The sequence below is a fragment of the Dokdonella fugitiva genome (assembly GCF_004342425.1).
In the GTDB taxonomy this organism is placed as follows: Bacteria; Pseudomonadota; Gammaproteobacteria; order Xanthomonadales; family Rhodanobacteraceae; genus Dokdonella_A; species Dokdonella_A fugitiva.
This window is the reverse complement of the sequence record NZ_SLWQ01000003.1, coordinates 306477-332708: the sequence shown is the minus strand read 5'-3', so window position 1 is coordinate 332708 and position 26232 is coordinate 306477. Positions and strand designations below refer to the sequence as shown.

The following is a 26232-nucleotide window of genomic DNA, read 5'->3' as shown; positions in this document are numbered from 1 at the left end:
CTGGAAAGATTGCAATTCGGGTTGTCCCCCGCGCCGGGTGCTTCATCCTCCTTTCCCTCCCCCGGGCCCGGCGCGGTTTTTTTTCCTTGGCGGTCTTCGGCCGCCTCTCATGCCGATGTGGTCGAAGAGGCGGGGGTGCCGGGACGCCTCGAAGCGTTGCCGCCCGCCGATGCAACGCATCTTCCCGGTCGATTTCGTTTCAGGCGCCCGCGATCGCGCCCTGCATCGCGGCGATCACCGCCGCGTAGTCGGGCTCGTTGAACACGGCCGAGCCCGCGACGAAGGTGTCGGCGCCGGCGCGGGCGATCTCGCCGATGTTCGACGGCTTCACGCCGCCGTCGATCTCGAGGCGGATCGGGCGCCCGCTGGCATCGATCATCTCGCGCACGCGACGCAGTTTGTCGAGCGCGGACGGGATGAAGCTCTGTCCGCCGAAACCCGGGTTGACCGACATGATCAGCACGAGGTCGAGCTTGTCGAGCACGTAGTCGAGGTAGGACAACGGCGTCGCGGGGTTGAACACGAGCCCGGCCTGGCAGCCGTTCGACTTGATCAGCTGGATCGTGCGGTCGATGTGTTCGCTCGCCTCGGGATGGAAGCTGATAACGCTCGCGCCGGCCTTGGCGAAGTCGGGCACGATGCGGTCGACCGGCTTGACCATGAGGTGCACGTCGATCGGCGCGGTCACGCCGTGCCTGCGCAGGGCCTCGCAGACGAGCGGGCCGATCGTCAGGTTCGGCACGTAGTGGTTGTCCATCACGTCGAAATGCACCCAGCCCGCGCCTGCGGCGAGCACGGCGTCGACGTCCTCGCCGAGACGCGCGAAGTTCGCCGAGAGGATCGAGGGAGCGATGATCGGGGATTGCCTGGCCATGGTCGATTTCCCGTGATGGCGGGTGCGGTCAGCTGAAGCCGCGCTCCGCCTTGATGTGTTCGTAAGCGGCGTTGATTTCCCGCGCGCGCTGTTCCGAGCGGCGCTTCACTTCGTCGGGCACGTCGCCGAGCTTGTCCGGATGATGCTTGCTCATGAGCCGGCGATACGCCTGCTTGACGTCGCGGTCACTCACCTCGCGCGTGATGCCGAGCACCGCGTACGGGTCGACCTGCGACGGGCGCTGCGGCGCCGCGCGCCCGGCGTCGCCCGGACGGCGCGCGCCCTGCCAGCCGCCGTACCCCTTCATCGCCGACAGCGCGGCGAGTTCGTGTTCGCGCACGCCGAGCGCGGCGCACAGGCGTCGCACGAGGTCGAGCTTGGCGCCTGCCAGCGGCCCTTCGGCATAGACGAGGTCGAGCAGGAGGTCGAGCACGATGAAGGCGGAATCGCGCCGGTTGGCACACCACGCGCTGAGTTCGCCGATCGCGGTGTTGACGTTGAACTCCGGCTGCTTGCCGGCCGTGAAGCGTTCGATCGCCGCGCGGCGCTGTTCGGTGTCGAGGCCGAGCCGGGAGATCAGCGCCTCGGCCGCGTCGATCTCCGCCTGGGAAACGCGACCATCGGATTTCGCGAGCGCGCCCGCGAATGCGAACAGCGGCTCGACGAAGCCACGGCCGATCGTGCCCGGTCGCGCGCGCGCGACCGCATTGTCGTAGAAGTGGCCGAGCAGCAGTCCGACGAGGATGCCGAACGGGTTGTGGAACAGGCCCCAGCCGATCAGTGCGCCGAGCAGCTTGCCGACGAAGCTCATCGCGCGGCTCGCTGCGCGGCGGGCGCGCTCGGAAGGATGGGAACGGGTGTCGGCACGTCGGGGGCGGCGCGGAAGGAACGCCGCGGATTCTACCAGCAGGTCCCCCGCTGCACGGCGCCGGACCCGGCCGGCGGGCGCCTCGCGCCGCTACAATGGCGCCCCTTCGACCGTGGAACACGCGCGTGCCGACCGTCCTCTCGCAATCCAACCTGCCCGGCCTCGACCTCATCCATCGCGGCAAGGTCCGCGACGTCTACGCGCTGTCGTCGACCGAATTGCTGATCGTCGCCACCGACCGGTTGTCGGCGTTCGATGTCGTGCTGCCCGACCCGATCCCGGGCAAGGGCGAGATGCTCTGCCAGATCTCGAACTTCTGGTTCGGCAAGACCGCGCATCTGGTGCCGAACCATCTCACCGGCAAGGACGTCGCGAGCGTGCTGCCGGCGGGTACCGACCTTGCGTCGTACGCGAAGCGCAGCGTGATCACGAAGCGGCTCAAGCCGGTGCCGGTCGAGGCGATCGCGCGCGGCTACCTGATCGGTTCGGGCTGGAAGGACTACCAGGCCAGCGGCTCGCTGTGCGGCATCGCATTGCCGCCGGGCCTGCGCCAGGCCGAGCGCCTGCCCGAACCGATGTTCACGCCGTCGACGAAGGCCGCGGTCGGCGACCACGACGAGAACGTGAGCTTCGCGCAGGTCGTCGACCTCGTCGGGCGCGAGATGGCCGAGCGGGTGCGCGATGCAACGCTTGCGATCTATCGATGGGCGGCCGACTACGCGGCGGAGCGCGGCATCATCATCGCCGACACCAAGTTCGAATTCGGCACCGATGCCGACGGCAGGTTGTACGTGATGGACGAGATGCTCACGCCCGATTCGTCGCGCTTCTGGCCGGCCGACCGGTACCAGGTCGGCATCAGCCCGCCGAGCTACGACAAGCAGTTCGTGCGCGACTACCTCGAGACGCTCGACTGGAACAAGACGGCGCCCGGTCCGCGCGTGCCGGCCGACGTCATCGCGGGCACCGCGGCGAAGTACGCCGAAGCGCTGCAGCGGCTCGCGGGCATCACGCTCGACTGAGCAGGCGGCGGATACGCACGCCGTGGCCGTCGTTCAATACGCGATGCCGACGCGCCGCATGACCTTGCCGGTCAACCACGCGGGCCCGATCAGCAGGTAGGCGAGATCGGTGAAGAACGACGGTCGCCGACCTTCGATGAGGTGGCCGATGAACTGGCCGATCCAGGCGACGACGAACACGCCGATCGCGAGCCACAGCAGCTGGCGCGCGCCGAACGAGCGGTACAGCCACTCGGTGAGCAGCGCGAGCAGCACGAACACGACGAACATCGCCGCGCCGAGCGGTCGCGACAGCCGCCAGTAGAACGTCAGCGCGCCGACCATGACCAGGGCGCACCAGAGGCCGGCGCGACCGATCGAGGCCGGCACCGGCAGCAGCCACAGCAACGCGATCACCGCCCACAGGATCGCCGGCACGCAGATCCAGTGGATGAGCCGGTTGGTCGGGTTCTGGTGGTCCGCGCTGTAACTGCCGAACCAGTCGTTGACGCTGCGCATGCGGCCTCCAAAAAAAGCAGAAGGGCGCGCCTTGCAGCGCGCCCTTGCATGATTCACCGGGTCACGCGACGCCTCACGGCGAGGTCGCGATCACCGACGGATTGGCGACCTGCACCGCGGCACCGCCGGTGACGAGCAGGCTCGCCATCTCGCCCTGCATCTCGACCGTCGCGGCCGGGAAGTCGGTCGGATCGAGCAGCGAACCGTGTTCGCCCTGCAGGAAGCGCGTCGCGCCCCGGATGCCGTCGGCGTCCTGCACCGTGCCGACGATCGGCGCGAGGCCGAGCGCGCGGATCAGCGGCTCGGTGCCCGACAGCGGCGCACCCGGCACGCTGTTCGGGATGACCTGGTCGGGCAGCACGTCGCCGCCACCGACGACCTCGTGCACGAGCAGGCGCTTGCGCGGCAGGCTGTTGCCTTCGTCGTCGACGCGGCTCAGGTCGAGCAGCGTGCCGTTGCCGGCGAAGTTGATCGGATCACCCGACTCGATCACCGTCTGTGTCGCGACGAAGTACGCGTCGTAGTCGGGCGTGCCCGGCTGCAGGCCGGCCGCGGCAAGCCCGGCACGGATGCGCGGGCCGAACGACGGCGATGCTTCGAGGAAGCGCGCGATGCCGCCGCCCGGCACGCTCAGCAGGCCGACGTTGACGGTCGGATCGTTGGCGAGGAACACGGTGCCGACGATGCTGCCGAGCGACTGGCCGACGAAGCTCACGCGGCTCGCGTCGACATTCGGGAACGTCGATGCCGCGTGCGCGAGCTGGAGCAGGTCGGCTTCGCCCTGGCGCAGGTTGTCGCGCGAGGTGAGCAGGCTCGTCAGGTTGATCATGTAGCTGCCCGACGGGTCGATCGCGCCGTCCGGGCCCGGCGCACCGGTCGCGTTGTTGGACAGGTCGAGGTCGAACGTGCGCTCGTGCGCGATCGCGCCGAACGGCGTGTTGCCGACGTAGAACGGATTGCTCGTGCTGGTCAGGCCGTGCAGCGGCAGGTCGATCGCGACGACCGCGAAGCCCTGCGCGGCGAGCGTGCCGGCGACCGCGAACATGTCGGTGCGGTTGCGCGTGACGCCGTGCTGGAAGATCACCAGCGGCCAGCCGCCCGCCGGCATCGTGCGGCCGGAATGCGCGTTCGGGTAGGTCATCAGCAGCGGCACGGTCTCGGTCGTCGTCGCCGCCGGCACCGGGTTGCACGCGGTGAGGTTGGTCGAGGTCGGATCGAGGCCGAAACCGGCGCACTGTTCGATGTACGCACCCGCATTCGCATGCCAGAAGCCGGTCAACGGCGCGGTCGGGTTCGACGCGCTCGGCGCGGACAGGTAGTACGGCAGGCTGATCGTGCCGATATAGATGTCGGCGACCGGCGGCAGGCCGAGGCCGAGGTCGGCGAGCGTCTTGCCGGTCGGCGCGACATGCGTCGCCGCCGGCGGCGAAGCCTGCGTGATCGCGGTGAGCGCCTGCATCGTCGGCGTGATGCTCTGCGTCGTCGCGACCCACGACAGCGCGATCTGGCCGGCCGGCACGCCCGCCGCGGCCGCCGCGGCGGCCTGCGAGCTGTTGAGCTGGCGCAGCGGTTCGAGCTGGCAGGCCTGCGCGTCGGAGAGCGCGGGGTTGGTCGAATGGCCACCCGCGCAGAGCGCGCGCGGGCTGGTCGAGAGCAGGTAGGTCAGCGTGCCGCGGATCTCGTTGCCGGCAGCGTCCTTGATGCCGTTGGTGAGCACGGCCATGTAGGAGGTGCGCTGCTTGAGCGGCGCGGTCGGCACGATCGCGAGCGTCTTGTGGCTCGCATCGGACGGCGACAGCGCGGCGACGAATTCACCCGGCGAGGCGAGTTCGCGCACCACGCCGGTGACGGCGCCGCCCGGCCCGCTCAGCGTGACCTCGAACATGCGCACGTTGCCGGCGAGCGAAGCCGGATCGATCGGCGCGCTGAACGTGGTCGACCAGGGCGTGGTCGTGCCGAAGCCGTCGAGCGCGTTCATCGCGACCTTCGGGTCGCCGTAGTCGTTCGCATCGGCGACCGGAATGTTGAGGGTGAGGTCGGTGGTGCCGAGGAACAGCAAGTTGTTCGGGAACGGGATGACGCTGTGCGCAGGGTCGAAGTTCGCGGTGGCGTGGAAGACCACGGGCGCGGTGTAGTCGTAGGCCCGCGCGTCGTGCGCCGCCAAACTGCCAAACAACGCCGCGGCGACGGCCGCGGTCGTGATCGATCGAACCTGCATGGGCATGCCCCTTCTGGCTGGCGTCCTGGATTGCGTGAGTCGTGCGTGAAGCGCACCGCATCTTAGGTCGTTCAAACGAGCGTTGGCAACGCTGCACTGCGGCGAGAAAACCGCGCATCCGACCCGCTGCGTTGCAGCAAGCGCATGCGCGACGGCACGCGCCGCGCGCATGCATACCGCTGCGTAGCGACGAAGCGCGCGCGGCTCAGCGCGCGCCGCCGACGTCGAGCAGGTCGAGCGGGCGGCCGTCGCCGTCGCGCACGCCGTCCTGCAGCTCGTGCAGGCGGCGGATCGCCGGGCACAGCGTCTCGACCTGCGGGCGCAGGTCGCGCAGGCGCCGCTCGATCTTCGTCTGCAGGTTGTTGCCGAGTTCGCTCGCGCGCACCTGCAGCCGGACCGCCTCGTCGAGGTCGCCATCGAGTGCCGCGGTGACCGCGCCACGACCGACGTCGGCCGCGAGCAAGGGCACGAGGTCGGCCGACCACGCGGCGACGTCGCGCTCGAAGGCATCGGCCTGCCAGTCGCGCGTGCTCGTGCTGAGCGCGATGCGGCGGCGCAGTGCGGCTGCATGCTCGCCGATGCGCCGGTCGAGTTCCGCACGCGCGTCGGCCGAGGTGACGAGGCGACGCGTCTCGTCGCGCACGACGCCGGTGGCGAGGTCGAGCCCGCGCAGCGCGATCGCCTTCGCCTTCGGCACCAGCGCACGCAGTTCGCGCGCGAACAGCGCGAGCCGGTCCGTGTCCTCGGTGTTGAGGCGCACCACCGCACCGTCGACGCGCAGGCGGCCGTCGCGCCATTCGATCCGCCGCGGTGCCGGCGCCGCGCGTTCGAACACGAGCGCATCGGCACCGACGACGAGGTCGTAGGCGCTGCTCGCGGCGCAGGTGTCCTGGAGGCTGCCTGCGTGGGCGAGGGACGCGCAGGCGGCGAGCAGCAGCGATGCGAATCGTTTCATCGGTAACCTCCGGGGCGCAGTGATGGCCCGCATGGCCTCAATCGCCGCTGAACGGCACGACGTCGTGCCAGCAGGCCGCGTCGGGTCGGAACGGCCGCGGCGCGTAGCCGAAATCGGCGCGCGCCGGGCCATCGTCGGCGACGAGGTCGCTGCCGAGGCGATCGACGAGCGCGGGCGACAGGCGGGCGCTGCCGGCGACGCGCGCCAGCGCGATCGTCGCACGCAGCAGGGGGAGCGGCATGGGCACCGGCACGGTGCGGAACGGCAGCGACGTGCGAACGCGCTCGAGCATGGTCGCGAACGGCAAGCGTTCGCCGCCGCCGAGTGCATAGGTGCGATCGGCGCACCGCGGGCGCGAGGCGACGGCCACGCAGGCGGCGGCGAGGTCGTCCGCGTGGACCGGCTGGCGCAGGCCGCGCGCCCCCGCCACGCGCGGGAACACGCGCCAGCGCTGCGCGCGCCGGACCAATGGGGTCAGGCTGCGATCGACGCCGGCACCGTAGACGAGGGTCGGCCGCAGCACCGTGCACGCGGCGCCGCGGGCGCGCGCCGTGGCGGCGAGCGTCCCTTCCGCCTCGTGCAGGCGCGTGGCGAGGTCGCGCTCGTGCGGGTCGGCGGACGCCTGCTTGCTGTCGATGCTCATCGAACCGATCGCGACCACCCGCGCGGCGCGCACCGGCGCGCGCGCGTACCAGCGCGCGAACGCGTCGAGCGGACCGCAGCTGTAGAGCACGTCGAGCGCGGGCAACGCGGGCAGGGACTGCTCGAGGTCGCCGTGCAGCCAGTGCAGCCGTGGCGACGACGAGCCGCGCGCGACGCGGCTCAGGGCGAGGACGTCGTCGCCTGCGGCGACCAGTCGCGGCAACAGGAAACGCCCGATCGCGCCACTCGCGCCGAGCACCAGCGCGACCGCCATCGGCTCAGGACGACGCGAGCGTCGGCTCGTCGGCCGCGATCGCGGTGGCGGCGGGCGGCACTGGCGGCGCCGCGGGCGCGGCATCCGCGGGCGCGATGCGCAGCGCGCGCGCGTAGTCGGCGAGCACGTCGATCTCGCCGAGGCCGCCGTCGAGCGGCCCCTTGGCGAGGTGCAGCGGGCTCTTCTGCAGCGCGGCGCGCGCTTCGAACAACTTGCGCCGCGCGCCTTCGACGTGGCTCATGAGCTGGTCGAGCGTTGCCTTGTCGGCGCCGAAGATCATCTCGACCGGCTGCAGGCAGTACTGCACGGCCGCGTCGAACTGGCGCACGCGCTCGCGGTAGTCGGCGATCTGCGCGTCGAGGTCCTCCAGGTGCGCGCGGGCGGAGCCGAGCGGTGCGTCGAGGCGATTGGCGACCGCGACGAGCGCGTCGTGCGCGGCGGCCTGCGCGGCGCTCTCCGACGGCCCGTTGCGCGCGGCGTCGAGTTCGTTCTCGAGGTCGATCTTCTCGTAGAGGAGCTCATGGCTGCGCCCGCGCTCGGCGCGCAGGGCGCGCATCAGCCACGCCGCCACGCCGGCCGCGAGCACTGCCACCAACCAGCCGAGCCATTCCATCCCGATCCTCCCACAGCGCCCGCAACGCGGGCCTGCCGCATTATGGCCGCAGTTGCCGCCGGCGTCGCTAGCACCGAACGGCCGGGGCCGGCGCGAAAAACCAGCCGGACCATGCGAAGATGGCGGCGACGTCATCGGAGGCGGCACATGATCGCGCGCATCTGGCGGGGCATCACGCTGGCCGAACGGGCCGACGCCTATATCGCCCATCTGCGCGAGACGCTGCTCAAGGACGTCGCCGCCACGCCGGGCAACCGCGGCATCAGCGTGCTGCGGCGGCTGCAGGGCGAGCACAGCGAAATCGTGCTGATCTCGCTGTGGGACTCGATGGACGCGGTACGCGCGTTCGCCGGCGAGAACCCCGAGCGCTCGGTCTACTATCCCGAGGACGAGGACTACCTGCTCGAGATGGAGCCGCTCGTGCGCCACTACGACGTGGTCGATACCGGGACGCCGGCGGCGCCCGAGCGGGGCGCCGGCCGCGGGTCGCGCTGAACGGCTGCCGCGGCGCCTGCTAGACTCGGCCGCTTGCGCCGGTCGCGGACCGGTCGGGACGCGCCGGTCTTCGCCGGCTGCGTCGGCGACGCGGGCTACACGCACGAATCGCAATGCTGGGTGTACGCGGGCCCCGACACGGCGCACGTCGGCAGGGAGATCTGCGTCGATTCGAACGGCCCGACGCACAAGGTCGCGATCGTCGACGTGACCGACAAGGGGGCGCCGGTGACGCTGTCGTCGTTCACCTACGACGGCGCCGCCTACCCGCACCAAGGCTGGCTCACCGACGACCATCGTTACCTGCTCGTGGATGACGAGCTCGACGAAAGCAACTTCGGCCACGCCGCACGCACCTACGTCTTCGACGTGTCCGACCTCGACGCGCCGGTGCTCGTCGGCCACCACGACAGCGCGCTCGGCGTGATCGACCACAACCAGTACGTGCACGGCCAGTACGTTTACCAGTCGAATTACGAAGCCGGCGTGCGCATCCTGCGCATGGACAACCTGTCCGCCGCCCAGCTCACCGAGGTGGCCTACTTCGACACGTACCCGGCGAGCGACCACCCGCAGTTCAACGGCAGCTGGAACAACTACCGCTTCCCTGGCAGCGGCCGCGTCATCGCGACCGGCATCGACGAAGGCTTCTTCGTGCTCGAGCCGCACCTGTGCACCGCGCCGGCGACGCCCGCGCTCGCCGCCACGCCGAACGGCGACCACCGCATCGACCTCGCCTGGAGTGGTTCGGCGCCGGACGCGACCTACCGCGTCGAGCGCGCGCAGGGCGGCTGCGGCGGGCGCTTCGAGACGATCGCCGACCAGATCGCGGCGAGCAGCTGGTCCGACACCGACGCCTCGGGCGACGTCACCTACGGCTACCGCGTCGTCGCGACCGACGCGAGCGGGGGCTGCGCCGCGCCGGCATCGACCTGCGTGGAAGCGCAGACGAGCGGCAGCTGCACCGCGCCGCCACTGTTCGCGGGCATCGCGACCGCGTCCAACGCGGGCACCGCGCAATGCCGCGTCGACCTCGCCTGGGCCGGCGCGCAGCCGGCGTGTGGCGGGCCTGCCGCGTACTCGGTCTACCGTTCCGACCAGGCCGATTTCGTCCCCGACCTCGCGCATCGCATCGCCACCGGCATCGGCGCGCTCGCCTGGGCCGACGATGCGGTCGCCGGCGGGTCGCCGCAGTACTACGTCGTGCGCGCGAGCGACACCGCCAATGGCAGCGAGGAAGGCAATCTCGTCCGCCTCGCGGCGACGCCGACCGGGCCGAATCACGACGGCACGTTCGCGTCGGGCGCCGAACCCGGCGACCCGTTGTTCGAAGCCCAGGGCGTCGGCACGCCGAGCCGCGCGCCGGACCAGATCGAACATGCCGGCTGGCACATGTCCACCGCGCGCACGCACGGCGGGTTGCAGAGTTTCTGGTCGACTGCGGCGAACAACCTCTGCGTCACGCTCGTGACGCCGCCGCTCGATCTCACCGGCGGCACCTCGCCGCAGTTGTCGTTCTGGACGGCGTGGGACATCGAGCAGGGCTGGGACGGCGGCGTGGTCGAGATCTCGACCGACGGCGGCACGATCTGGAGCCGCCTGACACCGATCGGCGGCTATCCCGGCACGATCACCGATGGCGGAAATCTGTGCGGCATCGCGACCGGCTCGGGGGCGTTCACGGGCAGGGGGCAGTTCGGCTTCACGCAGCACCAGGTGGACCTCGGCGCGTATGCGGGCATGAACGTGAAGCTGCGCTGGCTCTATCGCACCGACACCGCGCAGACCGGCGAGGGCTGGTTCGTCGACGACATCGCGCTCACCCACGCGCAGGTACCCGGGACGTGCACGATCGGCGGCGACACGATCTTCGCCAACGGCTTCGACGTGGCCGCGCACTGAGCACCGCGGCGCCGCTTGCGGGCGGCGCCGAAGCGGCGCATCGTGGCCGGCGTGTCCCGCCGCCATGGAGGTCCGCGCATGAAACGCCTGTTCGCCTTCGTCTTCGCGCTGCTCGGCCTCGGCGCCATGCCCGCGTTTGCCGCCGATGCATACACGACCACGCGCCTCAGCCTGCGCGCCGGGCCGGACAGCGGCTACCCGCGCATCCGCACGCTCGCACCGGGCACGCCGCTCGCCGTGCAGGGCTGCATCGAGGACTTCCTCTGGTGCGACGTGATCGCCTATGGCGACCGCGGCTGGGTCGCCGGCGACTACCTCGACTTCGAGTACGAGGGTCGTCGCGTCTACCTGCCGGACTACGGCCTGCGCATCGGCATCCCGATCATCACGTTCACGTTCGGCAGCTATTGGGACAGCTACTACAGCACGCGGCCGTGGTACCGGCAGCGCGATCGCTGGAGCCACTGGCGGCCGGTGTACCGACCCCCGCACCGGCCGCGTCCGCCGATCCAGCATCGACCGCCATCGCGACCGAAGCCGCCGGTCGCGCAGCCGAAGCCGCGTCCACCCGTCATGCGGCCGCCCGCAACGCGACCACCCGTGCAGCCGCGGCCGCCGGTCCAGCAGTCGCGCCCGCCGGCCGCGCCGCACCCGCCGACACCCGCGCGTCCGGCGCCCGCACCCGCACGACCCGCCGTGCGTCCCGCGCCACGCGACGGCGATCGCGGCAAGGACAAGGACAAGGACAAGAAGAGCTGAGTCGCGGGAACTATCGCCCACGTCGCCCGCTCTCTGTGTGACGCAGCGGCGCCGCCCGGCGCCGCCTTTCAGGAGGGAGTGCGATGTTGCGGAGAACCCTGCTCGCGCTGGCGCTCGTCGTCGGCACCATGTCCGTCGCCGGAGCGCAGCCGGCGCTCAGCGACATCCATGCGCCGAAGGTGACGATGTACGCGACCGCGACCTGCGGCTATTGCGCGAAGGCGCGCACCTGGTTCACCGAGCACGACGTGCAATGGGAAGAGCGCGACATCGAGAAGTCCGCCTCCGCCGCCGCGGAATGGAAGGCCGCGGGCGGCGTCGGCACGCCCCTCATCGTGATCGGCGAGGCGAAGATCAACGGCTTCGACGAAGCGAAGATCGGCGCGGAACTCGCGAAGTACGCGGGCAAGCGGAGCTGACCCTCGGCGCGCGCTCGTGGCAGCAACCGCCTTCGCCGGCGGGCACACCCCGCAACTCCGTTCGCGCTGAGCGCGGCCCGCGAAGCGGGTGAAGTCGAAGCGCCCGACGGTGACGCCACCGGGGACGGCCCCTCGGCTCCGCCTGCGGCCTGCGCTCAGGGCGAACGAATGGGGTGGGCGCAGCCTTCGGCTCCAGGCCCCCGGCCTCAGCCCTTCTTCTTCGGCAAATACAGGTCCGTGATCGTCCCTTCGTAGACCTCGGCCGCCATGCCGACCGACTCCGACAGGGTCGGGTGCGGGTGGACGGTGAGGCCGATGTCGGCGGCTTCGCAGCCCATCTCGATCGCCAGCGCGATCTCGGCGATGAGGTCGCCCGCGTTCGGCGCGACGATGCCGCCGCCGACGACGCGATGCGTCGCCTCGTCGAACAGCAGCTTGGTGAAGCCCTCGGTGCGACCGATGCCGACCGCGCGACCGGACGCCGCGTGCGGGAACTTGCCGACGCCGACCTTGATGCCCTGCTTCTTCGCCTCGGCTTCGGTGAGGCCGACCCAGGCGATCTCGGGATCGGTGTAGGCGACCGACGGGATCACGCGCGCGACGAATTCGCTCTTCTCGCCCGCGGCGACTTCGGCCGCGACCTTGCCTTCGTGAGTCGCCTTGTGCGCGAGCATCGGCTGGCCGACGAGGTCGCCGATCGCGAAGATGTGCGGCACGTTCGTGCGCATCTGGCGGTCGACCGGGATGAAGCCGCGCTCGGTGACCACGACGCCGGCCTTCTCCGCGCCGATCTTCGCGCCGTTCGGCGAACGGCCGATCGCGACGAGCACGCGATCGTAGAGCTGCGGCTCGGGCGCCTTCTCGCCCTCGAACGTCGCCTTGAGCCCCTTCTTCTCGGCTTCGATCTTCGCGACCTTCACCTCGAGGTGCACGCCGGCGTAGCGTTTGGACAGCCGCTGCTGCAGCGGCCGCACGAGGTCCGGATCGGCGCCCGGCATGAGCTGGTCCATGAGCTCGACCACGGTGACCTCGCTGCCGAGCGCGTCGTACACGCAGGCCATCTCGAGGCCGATGATGCCGCCGCCGACGACGAGCAGCTTCTTCGGCACGTCGGCGAGCAGCAGTGCGTCGGTCGAATCCATCATGCGCGGGTCGTCCCACGGGAAGCCCGGCAATTTCACCGCCTGCGAACCCGCGGCGATGATCGCCTTCTCGAAGCGCACGAGCTTCGTGCCGTCCTTCGTCGCGACTTCGATCTCGTTCGGCGACACGAACATGCCCGTGCCTTCGACGACACGCACCTTGCGCTGCTTCGACATGCCGTCGAGGCCCTTGACCATCTGCGCGACGACCTTGTCCTTGTACGCGCGCAGCTTGTCGAGATCGAGCCTGGGCTCGCCGAACGCGATGCCGTAGTCGACCGCGTGCGCGGCCTCGTCGATCACGCGCGCCGCATGCAGCAGCGCCTTCGACGGGATGCAGCCGACATTGAGGCAGACGCCGCCGAGCGCCGCGTAGCGCTCGACGAGCACGGTGTCCTGCCCAAGGTCGGCGGCGCGGAACGCGGCCGTATAGCCGCCCGGACCGGAACCGAGCACGACGACCTGGCATTCGACGTCGGCCTTGCGGCCACTCGCGGAGGCGGCCTTCGGCGCCGGCGCGGACGATGCAGGCGCCGGCATACTTGCGGGCGCGGATGCGGGCGCTGCGGCGGCCGGTGCCGCGGGCGCGGGCGCCGCCGCCATCGGGGCGGCGGCATCGGTGGCCTCGATCACGGCGACCACCGTGCCCTCGGCGACCTCGTCGTTGAGCTTGACGCGCACTTCCTTGACGACGCCGGCGACGCTCGAGGGCACCTCCATCGTCGCCTTGTCCGATTCGAGCGTGACGAGGCCCTGGTCCTTGGCGACGGTGTCGCCCGGCTTGACCAGGATCTCGATGACCGGCACGCCGCTGAAATTGCCGATGTCGGGGACTTTGACTTCGATCGTGGTGGTCATGTCGTCGGCCTCAGAGCAGCACGCGCCGCATGTCGGCGAGCACCTGGCCGAGATAGGTCGTGAAACGCGCCGCGGACGCGCCGTCGATGACGCGGTGGTCGTAGCTGAGCGAGAGCGGCAGCATCAGGCGCGGCACGAACGCATTGCCGTCCCAGTGCGGCTTGATCGACGTCTTCGACACGCCGAGGATCGCCACTTCCGGCGCATTGACGATCGGCGTGAACGCAGTGCCGCCGATGCCGCCGAGCGAGGAGATCGAGAAGCAGCCGCCCGACATGTCGGCCGGGCCGAGCTTGCCGTCGCGCGCCTTCTTCGCGAGCTCGCCGGTTTCCTGCGCGATCTCGATCACGCCTTTCCGGTCGGCATCCTTCAGCACCGGCACGACGAGGCCGTTCGGCGTATCCGCGGCGAAACCGATGTGGAAGTATTTCTTCAGCACGAGGTTCTCGCCGCCCGCGTCGAGCGACGCGTTGAAGTCGGGGTACTTCTTCAGCGCGGCGACCACCGCCTTGATCAGGAACGCGAGCATGGTCAGCTTGATGCCTGCCTTCTCGTTCTCCTTGTTGAGCTGCACGCGCAGCGCCTCGAGCTCGGTCACGTCCGCTTCGTCATGCTGCGTGACGTGCGGGATCATCGCCCAGTTGCGCGCGAGGTTGGCGCCCGAGATCTTCTTGATCTTCGACAGCGCCTTCGTCTCGATCTCGCCGAACTTGGCGAAGTCCACCTGCGGCCACGGCAGCAGGTTGAGTCCGCCGCCGCCACCGCCCGCCGCCGCGCGCGGCGCGCTGCCGGCGAGCGCCGCCTTGACGTAGTTCTGCACGTCTTCCTTCGATATGCGGCCCTTGCGCTCGCTGCCCTTGACGTGCGCGAGGTCGACGCCGAGTTCGCGCGCGAACTGGCGCACGGCCGGGCTCGCATACGGGACCTGGTCCGGCATCACCGCACTCGCGTCGAACGGGACCGGCGGCGTACGCGGCGAGCCCGTATCGCCCGCAGGCGCCGCCACGGCGGTCGGTGCCTGCGTCGCCGGTTCGCTCTTCGCGGCCGCGGGTGCCGGCGCCGCCGCAGCAGGTGCCGCCTTGGGGGCATCCGCGGTCTTCGGCGCTTGCGCGGCAGCCGGCTTCGCCGCACCCGCATCGGCCGCTTCGAGGAGCGCGACGACCGTGCCTTCGGAGATCTCGTCGCCGACCTTCACCTTGATCTCGCGCACGACGCCATCGAATGGCGCCGGCACTTCCATCGTCGCCTTGTCCGACTCCAGCGTGACCAGGCCCTGGTCGCGCGTCACCGTGTCGCCGACCTTCACCAGCACTTCGATGACGGGGACGTTGGTGTAGTTGCCGATGTCCGGCACCTTCGCTTCCTGGACGGCCATGCTTGCTCCGGATCGTGAGGCAGGAGGGCAAGTTTCGCCGATTTCGAGGGCCGCCGTCATGCGCACCGGTTGCCGGCGCGCGCGCAGGTAGAATCCGCCGGCCCTCGCGCCGACCGGAGACACGCATGTACATCCTCTACTACTCCCCCGGCACCGCCAGCATGGCCGTGCACCAGGCCTTGCTCGAGATCGGTGCGCCGCACGAGCTGCGCGCGCTCGATCTCGATGCGAAGGCGCACAAGAGCGCCGAATACCTGCGCCTCAATCCGAACGGCACCGTGCCGACGCTGATCGTCGACGGCGCGCCCGTGTACGAATGCGCGGCGCTGCTCCTGCTGCTCGCCGAACGGCACCCCGAAGCCGCGCTCGCGCCGCTGCCCGGCGACGCCCGGCGCGCAAGCTACCTGCAGTGGATGGTGCACTTCGCCAACACGCTGCAGCCGGCCTACCGCCAATGGTTCTATCCGCAGGACTTCGCCCCGGCCGAACACGAGAAGGAATCGAAGGAAGCCGCGCGCCGCCGCATCGAGGCGACCTGGGACCGCCTCGAGGCGCATCTCGCCGCGAACGGCCCGTATATCCTCGGCGACGCGTTCGGCATCGTCGACCTCTACGCGACGATGCTCATGCGCTGGTCGCGCAACATGCCCAAGCCCGCGACGGGCTGGCCACACGTCGCCGCGCTCGCGCAGCGCGTGAAGGCGCGGCCGAGCTGGAAGCGGCTGTACGACGTCGAAGGCCTGACCGAATGGGCCTGATCGCCGGGCGATCCCGTAGGGCGGTACGCGCGAAGCGCGTGCCGCCGTCCGTGCGTGCCGCAAGGCGGCGGCACTCGCGGTCGGACGCACCGCGCCGACCGCAGCGCACCGCGCGCTCCGTACCGCCCTACGCCGCGATGCAGACGCGGTTGCGACCGCCCTGCTTGGCGCGATAGAGCTCGGCATCGGCGGCGCGCAACAGGTCGGCGACGGTCGCCGCGTCCGCGTTCCAGCCGGCGACGCCGATGCTCACGGTCACGTTGCGCACGCCGGCCTGCTCTCCGAGGTCGAGCGCGGCGATCGAATCGCACAGCCGCTGCGCGAACGCGCCCGCATCGGCGACGCCCTGCTCGGGCAGCATCGCGGCGAATTCCTCGCCGCCGATGCGCGCGACGAGGATCTCGCCATGGGCGAGCGCCTGAAGCGCCACGGCGACCTGCTTGAGCACGACGTCGCCGGCCGGATGCCCGTAGCGGTCGTTGATCGACTTGAAATGGTCGAGATCGATGATCAGCAGCGACAGCGCGCGGCGATGGCTCGCGCTGCGCGCGAGTTCGCGTTCGAGCAGCTCGAGGAAATGCCGGCGGTTGTACAGCCCGGTCAGCGGGTCCATCGTCGCGAGCTGGTAGATCTCGTCGTGGTAACGCGCCTCGACCGACGAGCGCTCCATGAACTTCAGCACGCAGCTGCCGATCGAGATGTGGTCGCCGTCCTTGAGCTCGGCCTCGATGATCGGCTGGTCGTTGAGCAGAGTCTTGTTGGTCGAGTCGAGATCCTTGATGCGGTAGCCGTTCGGCTCCTTCCAGATGCGCGCGTGCTGGCGCGACACGCTGCGCTCCATGATCTGGAAATCGCATTCGGGCGCGCGGCCGAGCGTGACGACCTGCTCGCCGACGTCGATGCGCTGGCCGAGGCGCTGTCCCTGCAGCACGACGAGGCAGGCGGCGGAACCGCTGCGCGCCTCGAAGCCGCGTGCGGGCCGGATCGTGCGCCGCTGGGTGGTGCTGGAATCGTTGTGGCGGGAAGTCATGCGGGTCCGCTGCAGGCGCCGTCGCCGATGCCGAGTTTACGCGACTCGCCGGCGCCGTGGCGCTGGCAATCGGCCCGGCGCTCACTACACTGGCGCACGGCGATCCGGACAGGGGCGGACATGCACGGCGACGAAACCAGCGCTGACGACGCCACCGAGTTCATCGGCCGGACCGCCGCGACCGGCTCGGCCGAGGCGCTCGAGCCCGGCATGCAGCTCGGGCCCTACCTCATCCGCTCCGTGCTCGGCGAAGGCGGCATGGGCCGCGTCTACCTCGCCGAGCAGCTGCGCCCGGTCCATCGCGACGTCGCCCTCAAGCTCATCCGCGAGCAGGTCGCGAGCCCGCTCGCCCGCGCCTACTTCGACGTCGAGCGCCAGGCCCTCGCGCAGATGCAGCACCCCGCGATCGCCCAGGTGTTCGATGCCGGCACTACCGAGCAGGGCTATCCCTATCTCGCGATGGAAGTCGTCGAGGGCGTGCCGATCACGCGCTTCTGCCGCGAGCAGCAGCTCGGGCGCGATGCACGCCTGGCCCTGTTCGCGCGCGTCTGCCACGGCGTCCAGCACGCGCACCAGAAGGGCATCATCCATCGCGACCTCAAGCCCGCCAACGTGCTCGTGCGCCGCGTCGACGGCACGCCGATGCCGAAGATCATCGACTTCGGCATCGCCATCGGCGGCATCGCCGACGCCGGCAGCGGCGTCGCCGCGAGCGCGACGGTCGCCGAGCGCGCCGGCACGAGCCTGTACATGAGCCCCGAGCAGGCCCAGCCGCACGGCATCGACACGCGCAGCGACGTCTACTCGCTCGGCGTGATGCTCTACGAAGTACTCACCGATGCGGATGCCGCGGCGGTCACGCCGATCGCCCACCACTCGACGCGCCGCCTGCACGAAACCCTGCTCGCGGCGATCGACAGCGACACCGCGGTTGCCGACGCGGCGAACGCCTCCGGCGCGCTGCTCGCCTCGGCGCGGCACCTGCCCGGCGGCCTGCGCGCGATCCTGCGCAAGGCGCTCGCGACCGACCGTGCCGATCGTTACGACTCCGCCGCCGCCCTCGCCGACGACCTCGAGCGCTACCGCGAGCGGCGGCCGCTCAAGGCGGTCGAGCCGACCCGCTGGTATCTCGCGCGCACGTTCGTCGCGCGCCACCGGCTCGGCCTCGCGGTGAGCGCCCTCATCGCCCTGTCGCTCGTCGCCGGCATCGCACTCGCGCTCGATGGCCTCGCCCGCGCGCGCCGCTCCGCCGCGATCGCGGAAATCGAGGCGGCCAAGGCCGATCGCGTCGCCGCGTTCACCCGCGGCATGCTCGCCGGCATCGACCCGAACCGCGCCAAGGGCATGGATCGCAGCCTCATGCACCTCGTGCTCGACTCCGCGGCCGAACGCGCCGGGCGCGAGCTCGCCGACCAGCCGGCGGTGCGCGCGTCGATCGAGCGGACCATCGCCGACAGCTACTCCTCGCTCGGCGACTACGCGGTCGCCCAGCGCCACTACGACGCCGCGCTCGCCGCCGGCAAGCAGGCGGGACTGCCCGCGGCCGCGCAGGCGCGCACGCGCGCACGCGCGGCGACGAACCTGTTCAACCACGCGCCTGCGGCGAATGCACTCGCGCTCGCGCGGCAGGCGTTCGCCGAAGTCGCGGACCTGCCCGCCGACGATCGCGACCGCCTCGCCATCGAGAGCTCGCTCGGCGCGATCGAAGGCATGGCCGGCAGGCCCGAGGAGGCCCGCGCGCGCCTGCAGCGCGTGCTTGCCGCGCAACGACGCCTGTTCGGCGACGAGGACGAAGACGTGCTCGTGACGAGCGACGACCTCGCCTCGATCGACATCGACACCGCGCACCTGGACGAAGCGCGGCCGCTGCTGGAAGGCCTGCTCGAGCGGCGCATGAAGCAGTACGGCGCGGAGAACTCGAAGACGGTCGACGCCGTCAACGGCCTCGCCATCATCGCGCTCGAACAGAAGCGCTACGCCGACGCCGAGGGCCTGCTCGCGCCGCAGCTGCCTACCGTCGAGCGCGTGTTCGGCAAGGACCATCCGCTGACGATGCGCCTGATCAGCAACCTCGGCGGCGCGATCCGCCAGCAGGGCCGCAACGAGGACGCGCGGCCGTATTACGAGCGCACGGCCGCACTCGCGGCCAGGCTGTACGGCCCGACCAACCCGGCCACGGTGATCGCCGAATCGAACCTGTCGCTGCTGCTGCGCGACGCCGGCGACCTCGCCGCCGCGGAAGCGCACGGGCGCACTGCCGTGGGCAACGCGTCCGCGGCGTTCGGCGACAATGCGATCCGTGGGATCATCCATCGCGAGTTCGCGACCGTGCTGGTGCGGGAGCGCAAGTTCGAGGAAGCCGAGAAGGAACTGCTGCTCGCCTGGGATGTGTTCTTCAACGCCGAAGGCTACGGCCCGCGGCACCCGCGCAGCCAGGACGTGGTCGACACCTGCATCGAGCTGTACGGCGCCTGGCGCAAGCCGGACAAGGAAGCGCTCTGGCGCGGGCGCAAGGCCTCGGCCGACGCCACTGCCGCTGCCGCCTCGCCGTGACCAGCGGGCGCTGTCATTCCGCCCGCCACTCACTACACTGCGCGCACGGCAATCCGGACAGGGGCGGACATGCACGGCGACGAAACCAGCGCTGACGACGCCACCGAGTTCATCGGCCGGACCGCCGCGACCGGCTCGGCCGAGGCGCTCGAGCCCGGCATGCAGCTCGGGCCCTACCTCATCCGCTCCGTGCTCGGCGAAGGCGGCATGGGCCGCGTCTACCTCGCCGAGCAGCTGCGCCCGGTCCATCGCGACGTCGCCCTCAAGCTCATCCGCGAGCAGGTCGCGAGCCCGCTCGCCCGCGCCTACTTCGACGTCGAGCGCCAGGCCCTCGCGCAGATGCAGCACCCCGCGATCGCCCAGGTGTTCGATGCCGGCACTACCGAGCAGGGCTATCCCTACCTCGCGATGGAAGTCGTCGAGGGCGTGCCGATCACGCGCTTCTGCCGCGAGCAGCAGCTCGGGCGCGATGCACGCCTGGCCCTGTTCGCGCGCGTCTGCCACGGCGTCCAGCACGCGCACCAGAAGGGCATCATCCATCGCGACCTCAAGCCCGCCAACGTGCTCGTGCGCCGCGTCGACGGCACGCCGATGCCGAAGATCATCGACTTCGGCATCGCCATCGGCGGCATCGCCGACGCCGGCAGCGGCGTCGCCGCATCGACGACCAGTTCGGACCGCGCCGGCACGACGCTCTACATGAGCCCGGAGCAGGCGCTGCAGCCGGCGCGCGGCATCGACACGCGCAGCGACGTCTACTCGCTCGGCGTGATGCTCTACGAAGTGCTCACCGACGCGGACGCGTCCGCGCTCAACTCGGTCGCACACCATTCCACGCGCGCGCCGCAGCAGACCCTGCTCGCGGCGATCGACAGCAACGCCGATGCCGATGGCGCGCCCGACTCGTCCGCCCTGCTCGCCGCCGCGCGGCGCCTGCCACCCGAGTTGCGCGCGATCCTGCGCAAGGCGCTCGCGATCGAGCGCACCGAACGCTACGACTCCGCCGCCGCGCTCGCCGACGACCTCGAGCGGTTCCGCGAGCAGCGTCCGGTCAAGGCGCTGCCGCCGACGCGCTGGTATCTCGCGCGCAAGTTCGTCGCACGCCACCGCCTCGGCCTCGGCGCGACCATGCTGGTCGCGCTGGCGCTCGTTGCCGGCACCCTGCTCGCGCTGCGCGGCCTCGCCATGGCGCGCCAGGAGGCGGCCAAGGCCGAACGCGTGTCCGGCTTCGTGCGCAGCATGCTCGCCGGCATCGATCCGGACCGCGCGCGCGGCATGGACAACCGCCTGCTGCGCTCGATCCTGGATGCCGCCGCCGACCGCGCCAGCCGCGAACTCGCCGCGCAGCCGGACGTGCGCGCGGAGATCGAACGCACGATCGCCAGCAGCTATTCCTCGCTCGGCGAATTCGCGCTCGCCGGCAGCCACTTCGATGCCGCGGTCGCGGCCGCGCGCGAAGCGCGACTGCCGCCCGCGGCGAGCGCGGACATCGCGAGCCAGCGCGCGCTCGGCCTGAATGCCGCCGGGCACTCCAGGGACGCACTCGACGCCGCCGAGGCCGCGTTCGCGCTCGTCGCCGACCTGCCCGCGGACGATCGTGGCCGCCTGCTGGTCGAGAGCCGGCTCGCCTCGATCGAGCGCGACGCCGGCAGGCTCGATGCCGCCCGCGCGCGCTACGCGCGCGTAATCGAACAGCAGGAGAAGGTCCTCGGCAGCGACGACGAGGCGACGCTCGAGAGCGAACAGGGGCTGGCGATCGCCGACTTCCTCGCCGGCCGCTTCGCCGATGCGCGCCCGCGGCTGCAGCGCCTGATCGCGACGTATCGCGCGCACCGTGGCGCCGAGGACATCAAGACCGTCGGCGCCCAGGTCAGTCTCGCCGTGCTCGAGAACGAAGACGAACACCCGGCGCAAGCGGTGGAGCTGCTGGCGCCGTTGCTGCCGGTCGTCGAGAAGGTGTACGGCGTCGAGCATCCGCGCACGCTCGTCGTGGTCATGAACCTCGGCAGTGCGCTGCGCTCCGTGACGCGTTACGACGAGGCACGTCCGTACTACCTGCGCGCGCTCGAACTCGCGCGCAAGCTCTACGGCGACAGGGCGCCGCGCACGCTGATGGCCGAGGGCAACCTGTCGCTGATGTTGCGCGATGCGGGCGACCTGGCCGAAGCCGAGCGCCATGCACGCTTCGTCGCCGACAATGCCGAGAAGGCGTTCGGCGACAACCCGTACCGCGCCGCCATGTACCGTGGCTACGCGACCGTGCTCACCGCGATGGGTCGCTATGCCGACGCCGAACGCGAACTCGATCGCGCCTGGAGCGTGTTCACGAGCGCGCCCGGCTACGGCCCGGATCATCCGCGCGCGCAGGAAGTCGTCGACAGCTACGTCGCGCTCTACGACGCCTGGAAGAAGCCGGACAAGAAGTCCGAGTGGGCCGCGAGGAAACACGCCGCCGCCGCGGCGGGTTGAACGCGCGTTCGCTACGGATCACCGCATCACGCGATGCGATGCGGTGATCCGGGTACGCTCAGCGCCGAGCGTCGCCGAACAGCGCGCGCCAGGCGAAGCCGCCGAGCGCGCCGCCGACCAGCGGCGCGAGCCAGAACAGCCACAGCTGCGACACCGCCGCCGTGCTCGCGAACAGCGCGACGCCGGTCGAACGCGCGGGGTTCACCGAGGTGTTGGTGACCGGGATGCTGACGAGATGTATCAACGTCAAGGCCAAGCCGATCGCGATCGGTGCGAAGCCGCTCGGCGCCGCGGCGTGCGTCGCACCCATGATCACGAACACGAAGAAGAACGTCATTACGATTTCGCAAACCAGCGCAGCCTGCAGCGGGTAGTGCCCGGGCGAAAGCTCGCCGTAACCGTTGCTCGCGAAGCCGCCGGCCTCGAAGCCGGGCTTGCCGCTCGCGATGAAGTACAGCACCGCGGCCGCGGCGATCGCACCGAGTACCTGCGCGACGACGTACGGCACGAGTTCGCCGAACGGGAAACGCCCCCCGGCCGCGAGGCCTACCGATACGGCCGGATTGAAATGACCGCCGGAAACATGGCCCACCGCGTATGCCATCGTCAGCACGGTCAGCCCGAACGCGAGTGCGACGCCGGTGAAACCGATGCCGAGCGACGGGAAGGCTGCGGCGAGCACCGCGCTGCCGCAGCCGCCGAATACGAGCCAGAACGTGCCGAAGAATTCGGCTGCCACGCGCTTGCCTATCGACATGACTTCCTCCCGTGGTGAGTCGCGCGAATGAACGCCGGACGCCAGGGTGCGAGCCCTGCCCTGCCCGACCGGCGCATCCTAACGGGATCGCGGCGCGGCCGGGTTGCAGCTCATCATTCTTTACACCAGGGAACCGGGCGCGACCGGTGGGCCACGTCATGCGCGCCCCGCATCGTGCGCGGCGATGCCGCAGGCGACGCCACTCAGAAGCTGCGCACGCGCCGCGGCTTGATCAACAGCGACATGCCGATGCCGGCGAGCAGCCAACCGCCGAATTGGTCGGCGAGATCGCCGAGCAGGAACGAGGTCGGGAAGCCGTACCACGTCCATTGCGACACGGAGATCGACAGCCATGCGATGACGCCGATCGCGGCCATCGACAGCACGCGGCGCGCGACGCCGCCGCCGAGCTGCACGAGCAGCAAGGCGCCGAGCAATGCGGCGAGCACGTTGGAAACGAATTCGGTGACGAGCTGGCGCGGCGACATCGCTTCGCCGCCATTCGGCCGGTAGATCAGGAGGCCGGACGGCCCGCCGGCGATGCGCTGCTTCCAGGCTTCGTGCTGCTGCGGCGTCGCATTGGCGTAATCGAGCCACGGGAAGTAGTACATGCCGGGCTGGTCGAGGCTGCTGCCGAGGTTGGCCATGACGGCCGCCTCGTTCGGCAGTGGCCTCAGCGCGTCGCGTTCGAACGGCAGGACGACATGCGACACCGCACCCCAGACGAACATGAGCAGGCCGCCGACGATCGCGGCCAGTACGACACGAACCATGGTTCACTCCCCGCGAGCCGACGCAACCGGCCGATCATACGCGCGTGCGCAGTGCGCGTGCGTGCGGGGGACGTCGGGGACGAATGCGAGCCCGTCGCGGCAATCTGCGTCGATGCAGGACGAGCAGGCGACGGGCCGCGATCGCGGCCCGCCTCCCGGCGAATCCCGGTCCTTACTTGCGGATCTTGCCCGCCGGCTCGATCGTGAAGCCACCGACGCTCACGCCGAGTTCGACGCCTTCGCCGGAACCGGCGAGTGCGAGCGAGACGGTGCCCTTGGTGAGCACCTGCGCCGTGCCCGCCTTTACCGCACCCGCACTCGCGTCACCCTGCGCGTAGGTGCCGAGCACGTCGTTGATGTTGTGCACGTCGGTGAAACGGCCCGTGCCGTTGTCGATGTGCGACTTGCCGACGGTGAGACCGCCGCCCTTGGCGGAGATCTTCACGTTCATCGACTCGCCGTTCTCGCACATGACGGTGCCATGGCCTTCGGCGTGCTTGAAGATGAGCGACCAGCCGGTCAGCGAGAACTTGAGCTTGCAATCCAGATTCGCCGATTCCGCATGCGCCTGGACCGAACCGAACACGGCCAGCGCGAGGCCGGCGGCAAGCGCGGAAAGGGTACGGTGCTTCATGGGACAACCTCCTGTGTTGGACCGGCGGCAGTCTCGCGCCGCCAAGCTGAACGGCGCGGGACCGCTGTCAGCGCCGGTCGGGCTGCGTCCATGCGAGCAGTTCGCGCCAGCGCGCGAGCTTGTCCGCGCGCGGAATCGACGCGTTGGCCGGGCTCGTCGACGGCATCGCGAGCACCGCGAGACGCTCGCGGCGTGATGGGTCGATCGCCGGTTCGATGCGGCGCCGATAGACCTGCAAGGCCTTCGCGCCGTTGAGCGCGAGCGCGGCGATGGTCGGCTCGCGCGCGAGCAGTCCCGGGATGTCGTTGGCGACCTCGCTCGCGGCGACGATATCGCTGTCGAGGCTGCCGCGACGCTCGCAGCGCTCGAGCACGTCCCAGATGCCGACGCCGCGCGCATGCAGGCGCGCGATGCGCTCGGCATACGGCAGTTCAGGACCCGCGTCGAACAGCTCCCGCATGAACGGCCAGAACAGGTTCTGCGCGTGGCCGTACGACTGGCGCAGCGCGAGCGAGGCGAGGCTCGGCACCGTGCCGAGCACGAGCACCCGGCAGCCGGCGCCGACCTGCGGAGGAAAACTCTCCACGCGAGGCGCCGCGTCGGCGGCGGCACTCCCGCGCGCCGGATCAGCCGGCCGTCTTCTTGAGTTCGGCAAGGTCGGCGAGCACCTGCTTGGAGTTTTCCTTCGGATCGACGTCCTTGTAGCGCCGGGCCACCTTGCCCGCGGGGTCGATGAGGAACGTTTCGCGGCGCGCATAGCTCATGCCCGACTTGGACGTGGTGAGCACGCCGTAGGCCTTCGCGGTCGACTGGTCGGCGTCGGACAGCAGGCGGAACGGTACGTGGTACTTCTCGGCGAACTCCGCGTGCGACTTCACGTCGTCGAGGCTGACGCCGTAGACATCGGCTCCCGCCTTGCGCAAGGCGACGATGTCGTCGCGGAACGTGCACACCTCGGTCGTGCAGCCGGGGGTGAAATCCTTGGGATAGAAATAGAGCACGGTCCACTTGCCGCGCTCCTGCGCGAGCGTGTGCCAGTCGCCCTTCTGGTCCTGCAGGCGGTAGTCGGGCGCGGCATCGCCGACGCCGGGACCGGCAGGCGCAGGTTCGTCGGCGAACGATGGCGCGACGAAGAGCGCGAGGGCGAAACCGAGCAGGCAGGTGAAACGTTTCATGGCAGGCTCCGGGGAAGAAATGGGGCGAAGTCGGGCGGCAGTCTACGCCGCCGCGCACGGAGGACCGGGGATCGCTGCACTTTCATTCAGATGCGATACGGTATTGCGTGGATCGGCAGGCGCGTGGAAGCGAAGGCATGGCAGGCATGGTCCTCAAGCACCTCTATCACGCCCGCGGCAGCGACGGGAACGACTACGAGATCCATGTCTACGTCGAGCCGGCGAGCCACGAGAATGCGCACATCGAGCGCCTCGCCAAGGTCTGCCTCGCCGATGGCGGGGAGCTCGAGGTACTGTCGAAGCGCCACTATCGGATCGTCGCGAGCGGCGTGACGCTGGAGGCGCATGATGCGGACGCGATTTGAGGCGCAGGCCGAGACGCTGTCGTGTGGGGGCGCGACGTAAGCCCTCGTCTTTGTCGCCCGCCGCGTCGACGCTACTTCTTCTTCGCCAGCTGCGGAAACTTCGACGCGTCGTAGCCTCCCACTTCGAACACGAGCGTGCGCGGTCCCTTGCCCTTCTCGGTCACGTCGATGCTGAGCTTCCGCGTGTCGGCGAGCTTGGCGATGAAACCCTTGTCGTCCTTGATGAAGAGTGCCGGCTCGCCGGTGTCGGGAAGGTAGGCAGCGATCTTCTGCGGCTTGTCGTCGAAACGCGCGGCGAGGCTGCAGGTGCCCTTGCACTCGAAGCCCTTGCCGCCGCCGAACAGGTAGACGCTCTGCCCCCAGGCCGAGTGGCGGCGCAGGATCAGGCGCACGCGCTTGTCCGCGGCGAGGTCACTGCTGTAGATCGAAGCCGTGACCTGGTCGCCGCCCGATTCCTTGCCCGACTGGTAACTCCAGAGCGCGACGAGGCGCCGCCGCGTCGCGATGTCGCTCGCCTTCGCGGTCACGTCCGCAAGCGTCCCGCTGATTTCCTTCGCGGCGGCGCTGTCCGGCCACTTGTCGACGACTTCCTTGCCGATCGGCGCGGCGAGTTCCCATTGTTGTTCCTTGTACAAGGTGCGGTAGAGCTCGAGCGACTTGGCCTGACGCGCGTCGGCCGCAGGCGCCGCCGGCGCGGCGGCCGGCGCGGTCGCCTGGCCCGCGTTCGACGGGGATTGCGACGGCGAACAGGCGGCGACGGCGGCGGCGAGCGCGAGAAAGGGGATCTGGCGACGCATCGGCAGG

Annotated in this window: 25 protein-coding genes; 9 read left to right on the top strand and 16 right to left on the bottom strand. The window is 70.5% G+C overall.

What is annotated here, in order from left to right:
* Positions 1-199 precede the first annotated feature (199 nt).
* The gene (gene rpe, locus EV148_RS08260; protein WP_131996347.1) at positions 200-874 is read right to left on the bottom strand and encodes a ribulose-phosphate 3-epimerase; all 675 of its coding nucleotides are present in this window, start codon (positions 872-874) and stop codon (positions 200-202) included.
* Positions 875-902: 28 nt separating this feature from the next.
* On the bottom strand, positions 903-1685 hold the full coding sequence (gene djlA / locus EV148_RS08255) for a co-chaperone DjlA (protein ID WP_131996344.1): 783 nt from the start codon (positions 1683-1685) through the stop codon (positions 903-905).
* A 182-nt stretch (positions 1686-1867) separates the two neighbouring features.
* Here djlA and EV148_RS08250 point away from each other — a divergent pair, with 182 nt between their 5' ends.
* Entirely contained in the window at positions 1868-2764 is an 897-nt protein-coding gene (locus tag EV148_RS08250; protein WP_131996341.1) for a phosphoribosylaminoimidazolesuccinocarboxamide synthase, read from the top strand.
* 33 nt (positions 2765-2797) lie between these two features.
* Here EV148_RS08250 and EV148_RS08245 read toward each other — a convergent pair whose 3' ends face one another.
* The 5 genes from EV148_RS08245 to EV148_RS08225 form a co-directional block, all read right to left on the bottom strand.
* Entirely contained in the window at positions 2798-3262 is a 465-nt protein-coding gene (locus EV148_RS08245) for an Mpo1 family 2-hydroxy fatty acid dioxygenase (RefSeq protein WP_131996338.1), read from the bottom strand.
* Positions 3263-3335: 73 nt separating this feature from the next.
* Positions 3336-5480, bottom strand: a complete 2145-nt coding sequence (locus tag EV148_RS08240) for an Ig-like domain-containing protein (protein ID WP_158287390.1) — start codon at positions 5478-5480, stop codon at positions 3336-3338.
* 205 nt (positions 5481-5685) lie between these two features.
* On the bottom strand, positions 5686-6435 hold the full coding sequence (locus EV148_RS08235; RefSeq protein WP_131996332.1) for a DUF2884 family protein: 750 nt from the start codon (positions 6433-6435) through the stop codon (positions 5686-5688).
* Positions 6436-6472: 37 nt separating this feature from the next.
* Positions 6473-7351: an NAD-dependent epimerase/dehydratase family protein gene (locus EV148_RS08230; RefSeq protein ID WP_131996329.1), complete on the bottom strand. Its 879-nt coding sequence runs from the start codon at positions 7349-7351 to the stop codon at positions 6473-6475.
* A gap of 4 nt (positions 7352-7355) precedes the next feature.
* A complete protein-coding gene (locus EV148_RS08225) occupies positions 7356-7964 on the bottom strand; it encodes a hypothetical protein (RefSeq protein WP_158287389.1) in 609 nt (202 codons plus the stop codon).
* A 147-nt stretch (positions 7965-8111) separates the two neighbouring features.
* On the opposite strand from EV148_RS08225, the gene EV148_RS18460 reads away from it, so the two are divergent.
* The 4 genes from EV148_RS18460 to EV148_RS08205 all read left to right on the top strand — a co-directional run bounded on the left by EV148_RS18460 (position 8112) and on the right by EV148_RS08205 (position 11539).
* A complete protein-coding gene (locus tag EV148_RS18460; protein WP_158287388.1) occupies positions 8112-8459 on the top strand; it encodes an antibiotic biosynthesis monooxygenase family protein in 348 nt (115 codons plus the stop codon).
* Positions 8460-8492: 33 nt separating this feature from the next.
* Positions 8493-10361 (top strand): choice-of-anchor B family protein, encoded by a 1869-nt coding sequence (locus tag EV148_RS08215; protein WP_131996320.1) that lies wholly within the window; start codon positions 8493-8495, stop codon positions 10359-10361.
* A gap of 78 nt (positions 10362-10439) precedes the next feature.
* Positions 10440-11120 carry an SH3 domain-containing protein gene (locus EV148_RS08210; protein WP_131996317.1) on the top strand — a complete coding sequence of 227 codons (681 nt, stop codon included), beginning with the start codon at positions 10440-10442 and terminating at the stop codon, positions 11118-11120.
* 83 nt (positions 11121-11203) lie between these two features.
* Positions 11204-11539, top strand: a complete 336-nt coding sequence (locus tag EV148_RS08205) for a glutaredoxin family protein (RefSeq protein ID WP_131996314.1) — start codon at positions 11204-11206, stop codon at positions 11537-11539.
* 206 nt (positions 11540-11745) lie between these two features.
* Here EV148_RS08205 and lpdA read toward each other — a convergent pair whose 3' ends face one another.
* Together lpdA and aceF are read right to left on the bottom strand one after the other, a co-directional pair.
* Positions 11746-13539, bottom strand: coding sequence for a dihydrolipoyl dehydrogenase (gene lpdA, locus EV148_RS08200; RefSeq protein WP_131996311.1), 1794 nt, complete (start codon positions 13537-13539; stop codon positions 11746-11748).
* A 10-nt stretch (positions 13540-13549) separates the two neighbouring features.
* Positions 13550-14914 (bottom strand): dihydrolipoyllysine-residue acetyltransferase, encoded by a 1365-nt coding sequence (gene aceF, locus EV148_RS08195; RefSeq protein WP_241988026.1) that lies wholly within the window; start codon positions 14912-14914, stop codon positions 13550-13552.
* Between the two features lie 125 nt (positions 14915-15039).
* Here aceF and EV148_RS08190 point away from each other — a divergent pair, with 125 nt between their 5' ends.
* A complete protein-coding gene (locus tag EV148_RS08190; protein WP_131996308.1) occupies positions 15040-15672 on the top strand; it encodes a glutathione S-transferase family protein in 633 nt (210 codons plus the stop codon).
* 127 nt (positions 15673-15799) lie between these two features.
* Here EV148_RS08190 and EV148_RS08185 read toward each other — a convergent pair whose 3' ends face one another.
* On the bottom strand, positions 15800-16702 hold the full coding sequence (locus EV148_RS08185; protein ID WP_131996305.1) for a diguanylate cyclase: 903 nt from the start codon (positions 16700-16702) through the stop codon (positions 15800-15802).
* Positions 16703-16822: 120 nt separating this feature from the next.
* On the opposite strand from EV148_RS08185, the gene EV148_RS08180 reads away from it, so the two are divergent.
* Both EV148_RS08180 and EV148_RS08175 read left to right on the top strand, forming a co-directional pair.
* Positions 16823-19255: a serine/threonine-protein kinase gene (locus EV148_RS08180; protein WP_158287387.1), complete on the top strand. Its 2433-nt coding sequence runs from the start codon at positions 16823-16825 to the stop codon at positions 19253-19255.
* Positions 19256-19324: 69 nt separating this feature from the next.
* Positions 19325-21724 (top strand): serine/threonine-protein kinase, encoded by a 2400-nt coding sequence (locus EV148_RS08175; RefSeq protein ID WP_131996299.1) that lies wholly within the window; start codon positions 19325-19327, stop codon positions 21722-21724.
* 58 nt (positions 21725-21782) lie between these two features.
* Here the strand turns inward: EV148_RS08175 and aqpZ are convergent, their stop codons facing one another.
* From aqpZ to EV148_RS08150, 5 genes are all read right to left on the bottom strand, one after another.
* Complete coding sequence (aqpZ, locus tag EV148_RS08170) at positions 21783-22481, bottom strand: aquaporin Z (protein ID WP_199222741.1); 699 nt, start codon at positions 22479-22481, stop codon at positions 21783-21785.
* A gap of 203 nt (positions 22482-22684) precedes the next feature.
* The gene (locus EV148_RS08165) at positions 22685-23254 is read right to left on the bottom strand and encodes a hypothetical protein (protein WP_131996296.1); all 570 of its coding nucleotides are present in this window, start codon (positions 23252-23254) and stop codon (positions 22685-22687) included.
* A gap of 172 nt (positions 23255-23426) precedes the next feature.
* Positions 23427-23888: a hypothetical protein gene (locus EV148_RS08160; RefSeq protein WP_241988025.1), complete on the bottom strand. Its 462-nt coding sequence runs from the start codon at positions 23886-23888 to the stop codon at positions 23427-23429.
* Positions 23889-23955: 67 nt separating this feature from the next.
* Entirely contained in the window at positions 23956-24474 is a 519-nt protein-coding gene (locus EV148_RS08155) for a DNA-deoxyinosine glycosylase (RefSeq protein WP_131996293.1), read from the bottom strand.
* Positions 24475-24514: 40 nt separating this feature from the next.
* Positions 24515-25063, bottom strand: a complete 549-nt coding sequence (locus EV148_RS08150) for a peroxiredoxin (RefSeq protein WP_131996290.1) — start codon at positions 25061-25063, stop codon at positions 24515-24517.
* A 137-nt stretch (positions 25064-25200) separates the two neighbouring features.
* Here EV148_RS08150 and EV148_RS08145 point away from each other — a divergent pair, with 137 nt between their 5' ends.
* Positions 25201-25428, top strand: coding sequence for a hypothetical protein (locus tag EV148_RS08145; RefSeq protein WP_131996287.1), 228 nt, complete (start codon positions 25201-25203; stop codon positions 25426-25428).
* A gap of 71 nt (positions 25429-25499) precedes the next feature.
* Here EV148_RS08145 and EV148_RS08140 read toward each other — a convergent pair whose 3' ends face one another.
* Entirely contained in the window at positions 25500-26225 is a 726-nt protein-coding gene (locus EV148_RS08140) for a hypothetical protein (protein ID WP_131996284.1), read from the bottom strand.
* Positions 26226-26232: the final 7 nt, after the last annotated feature.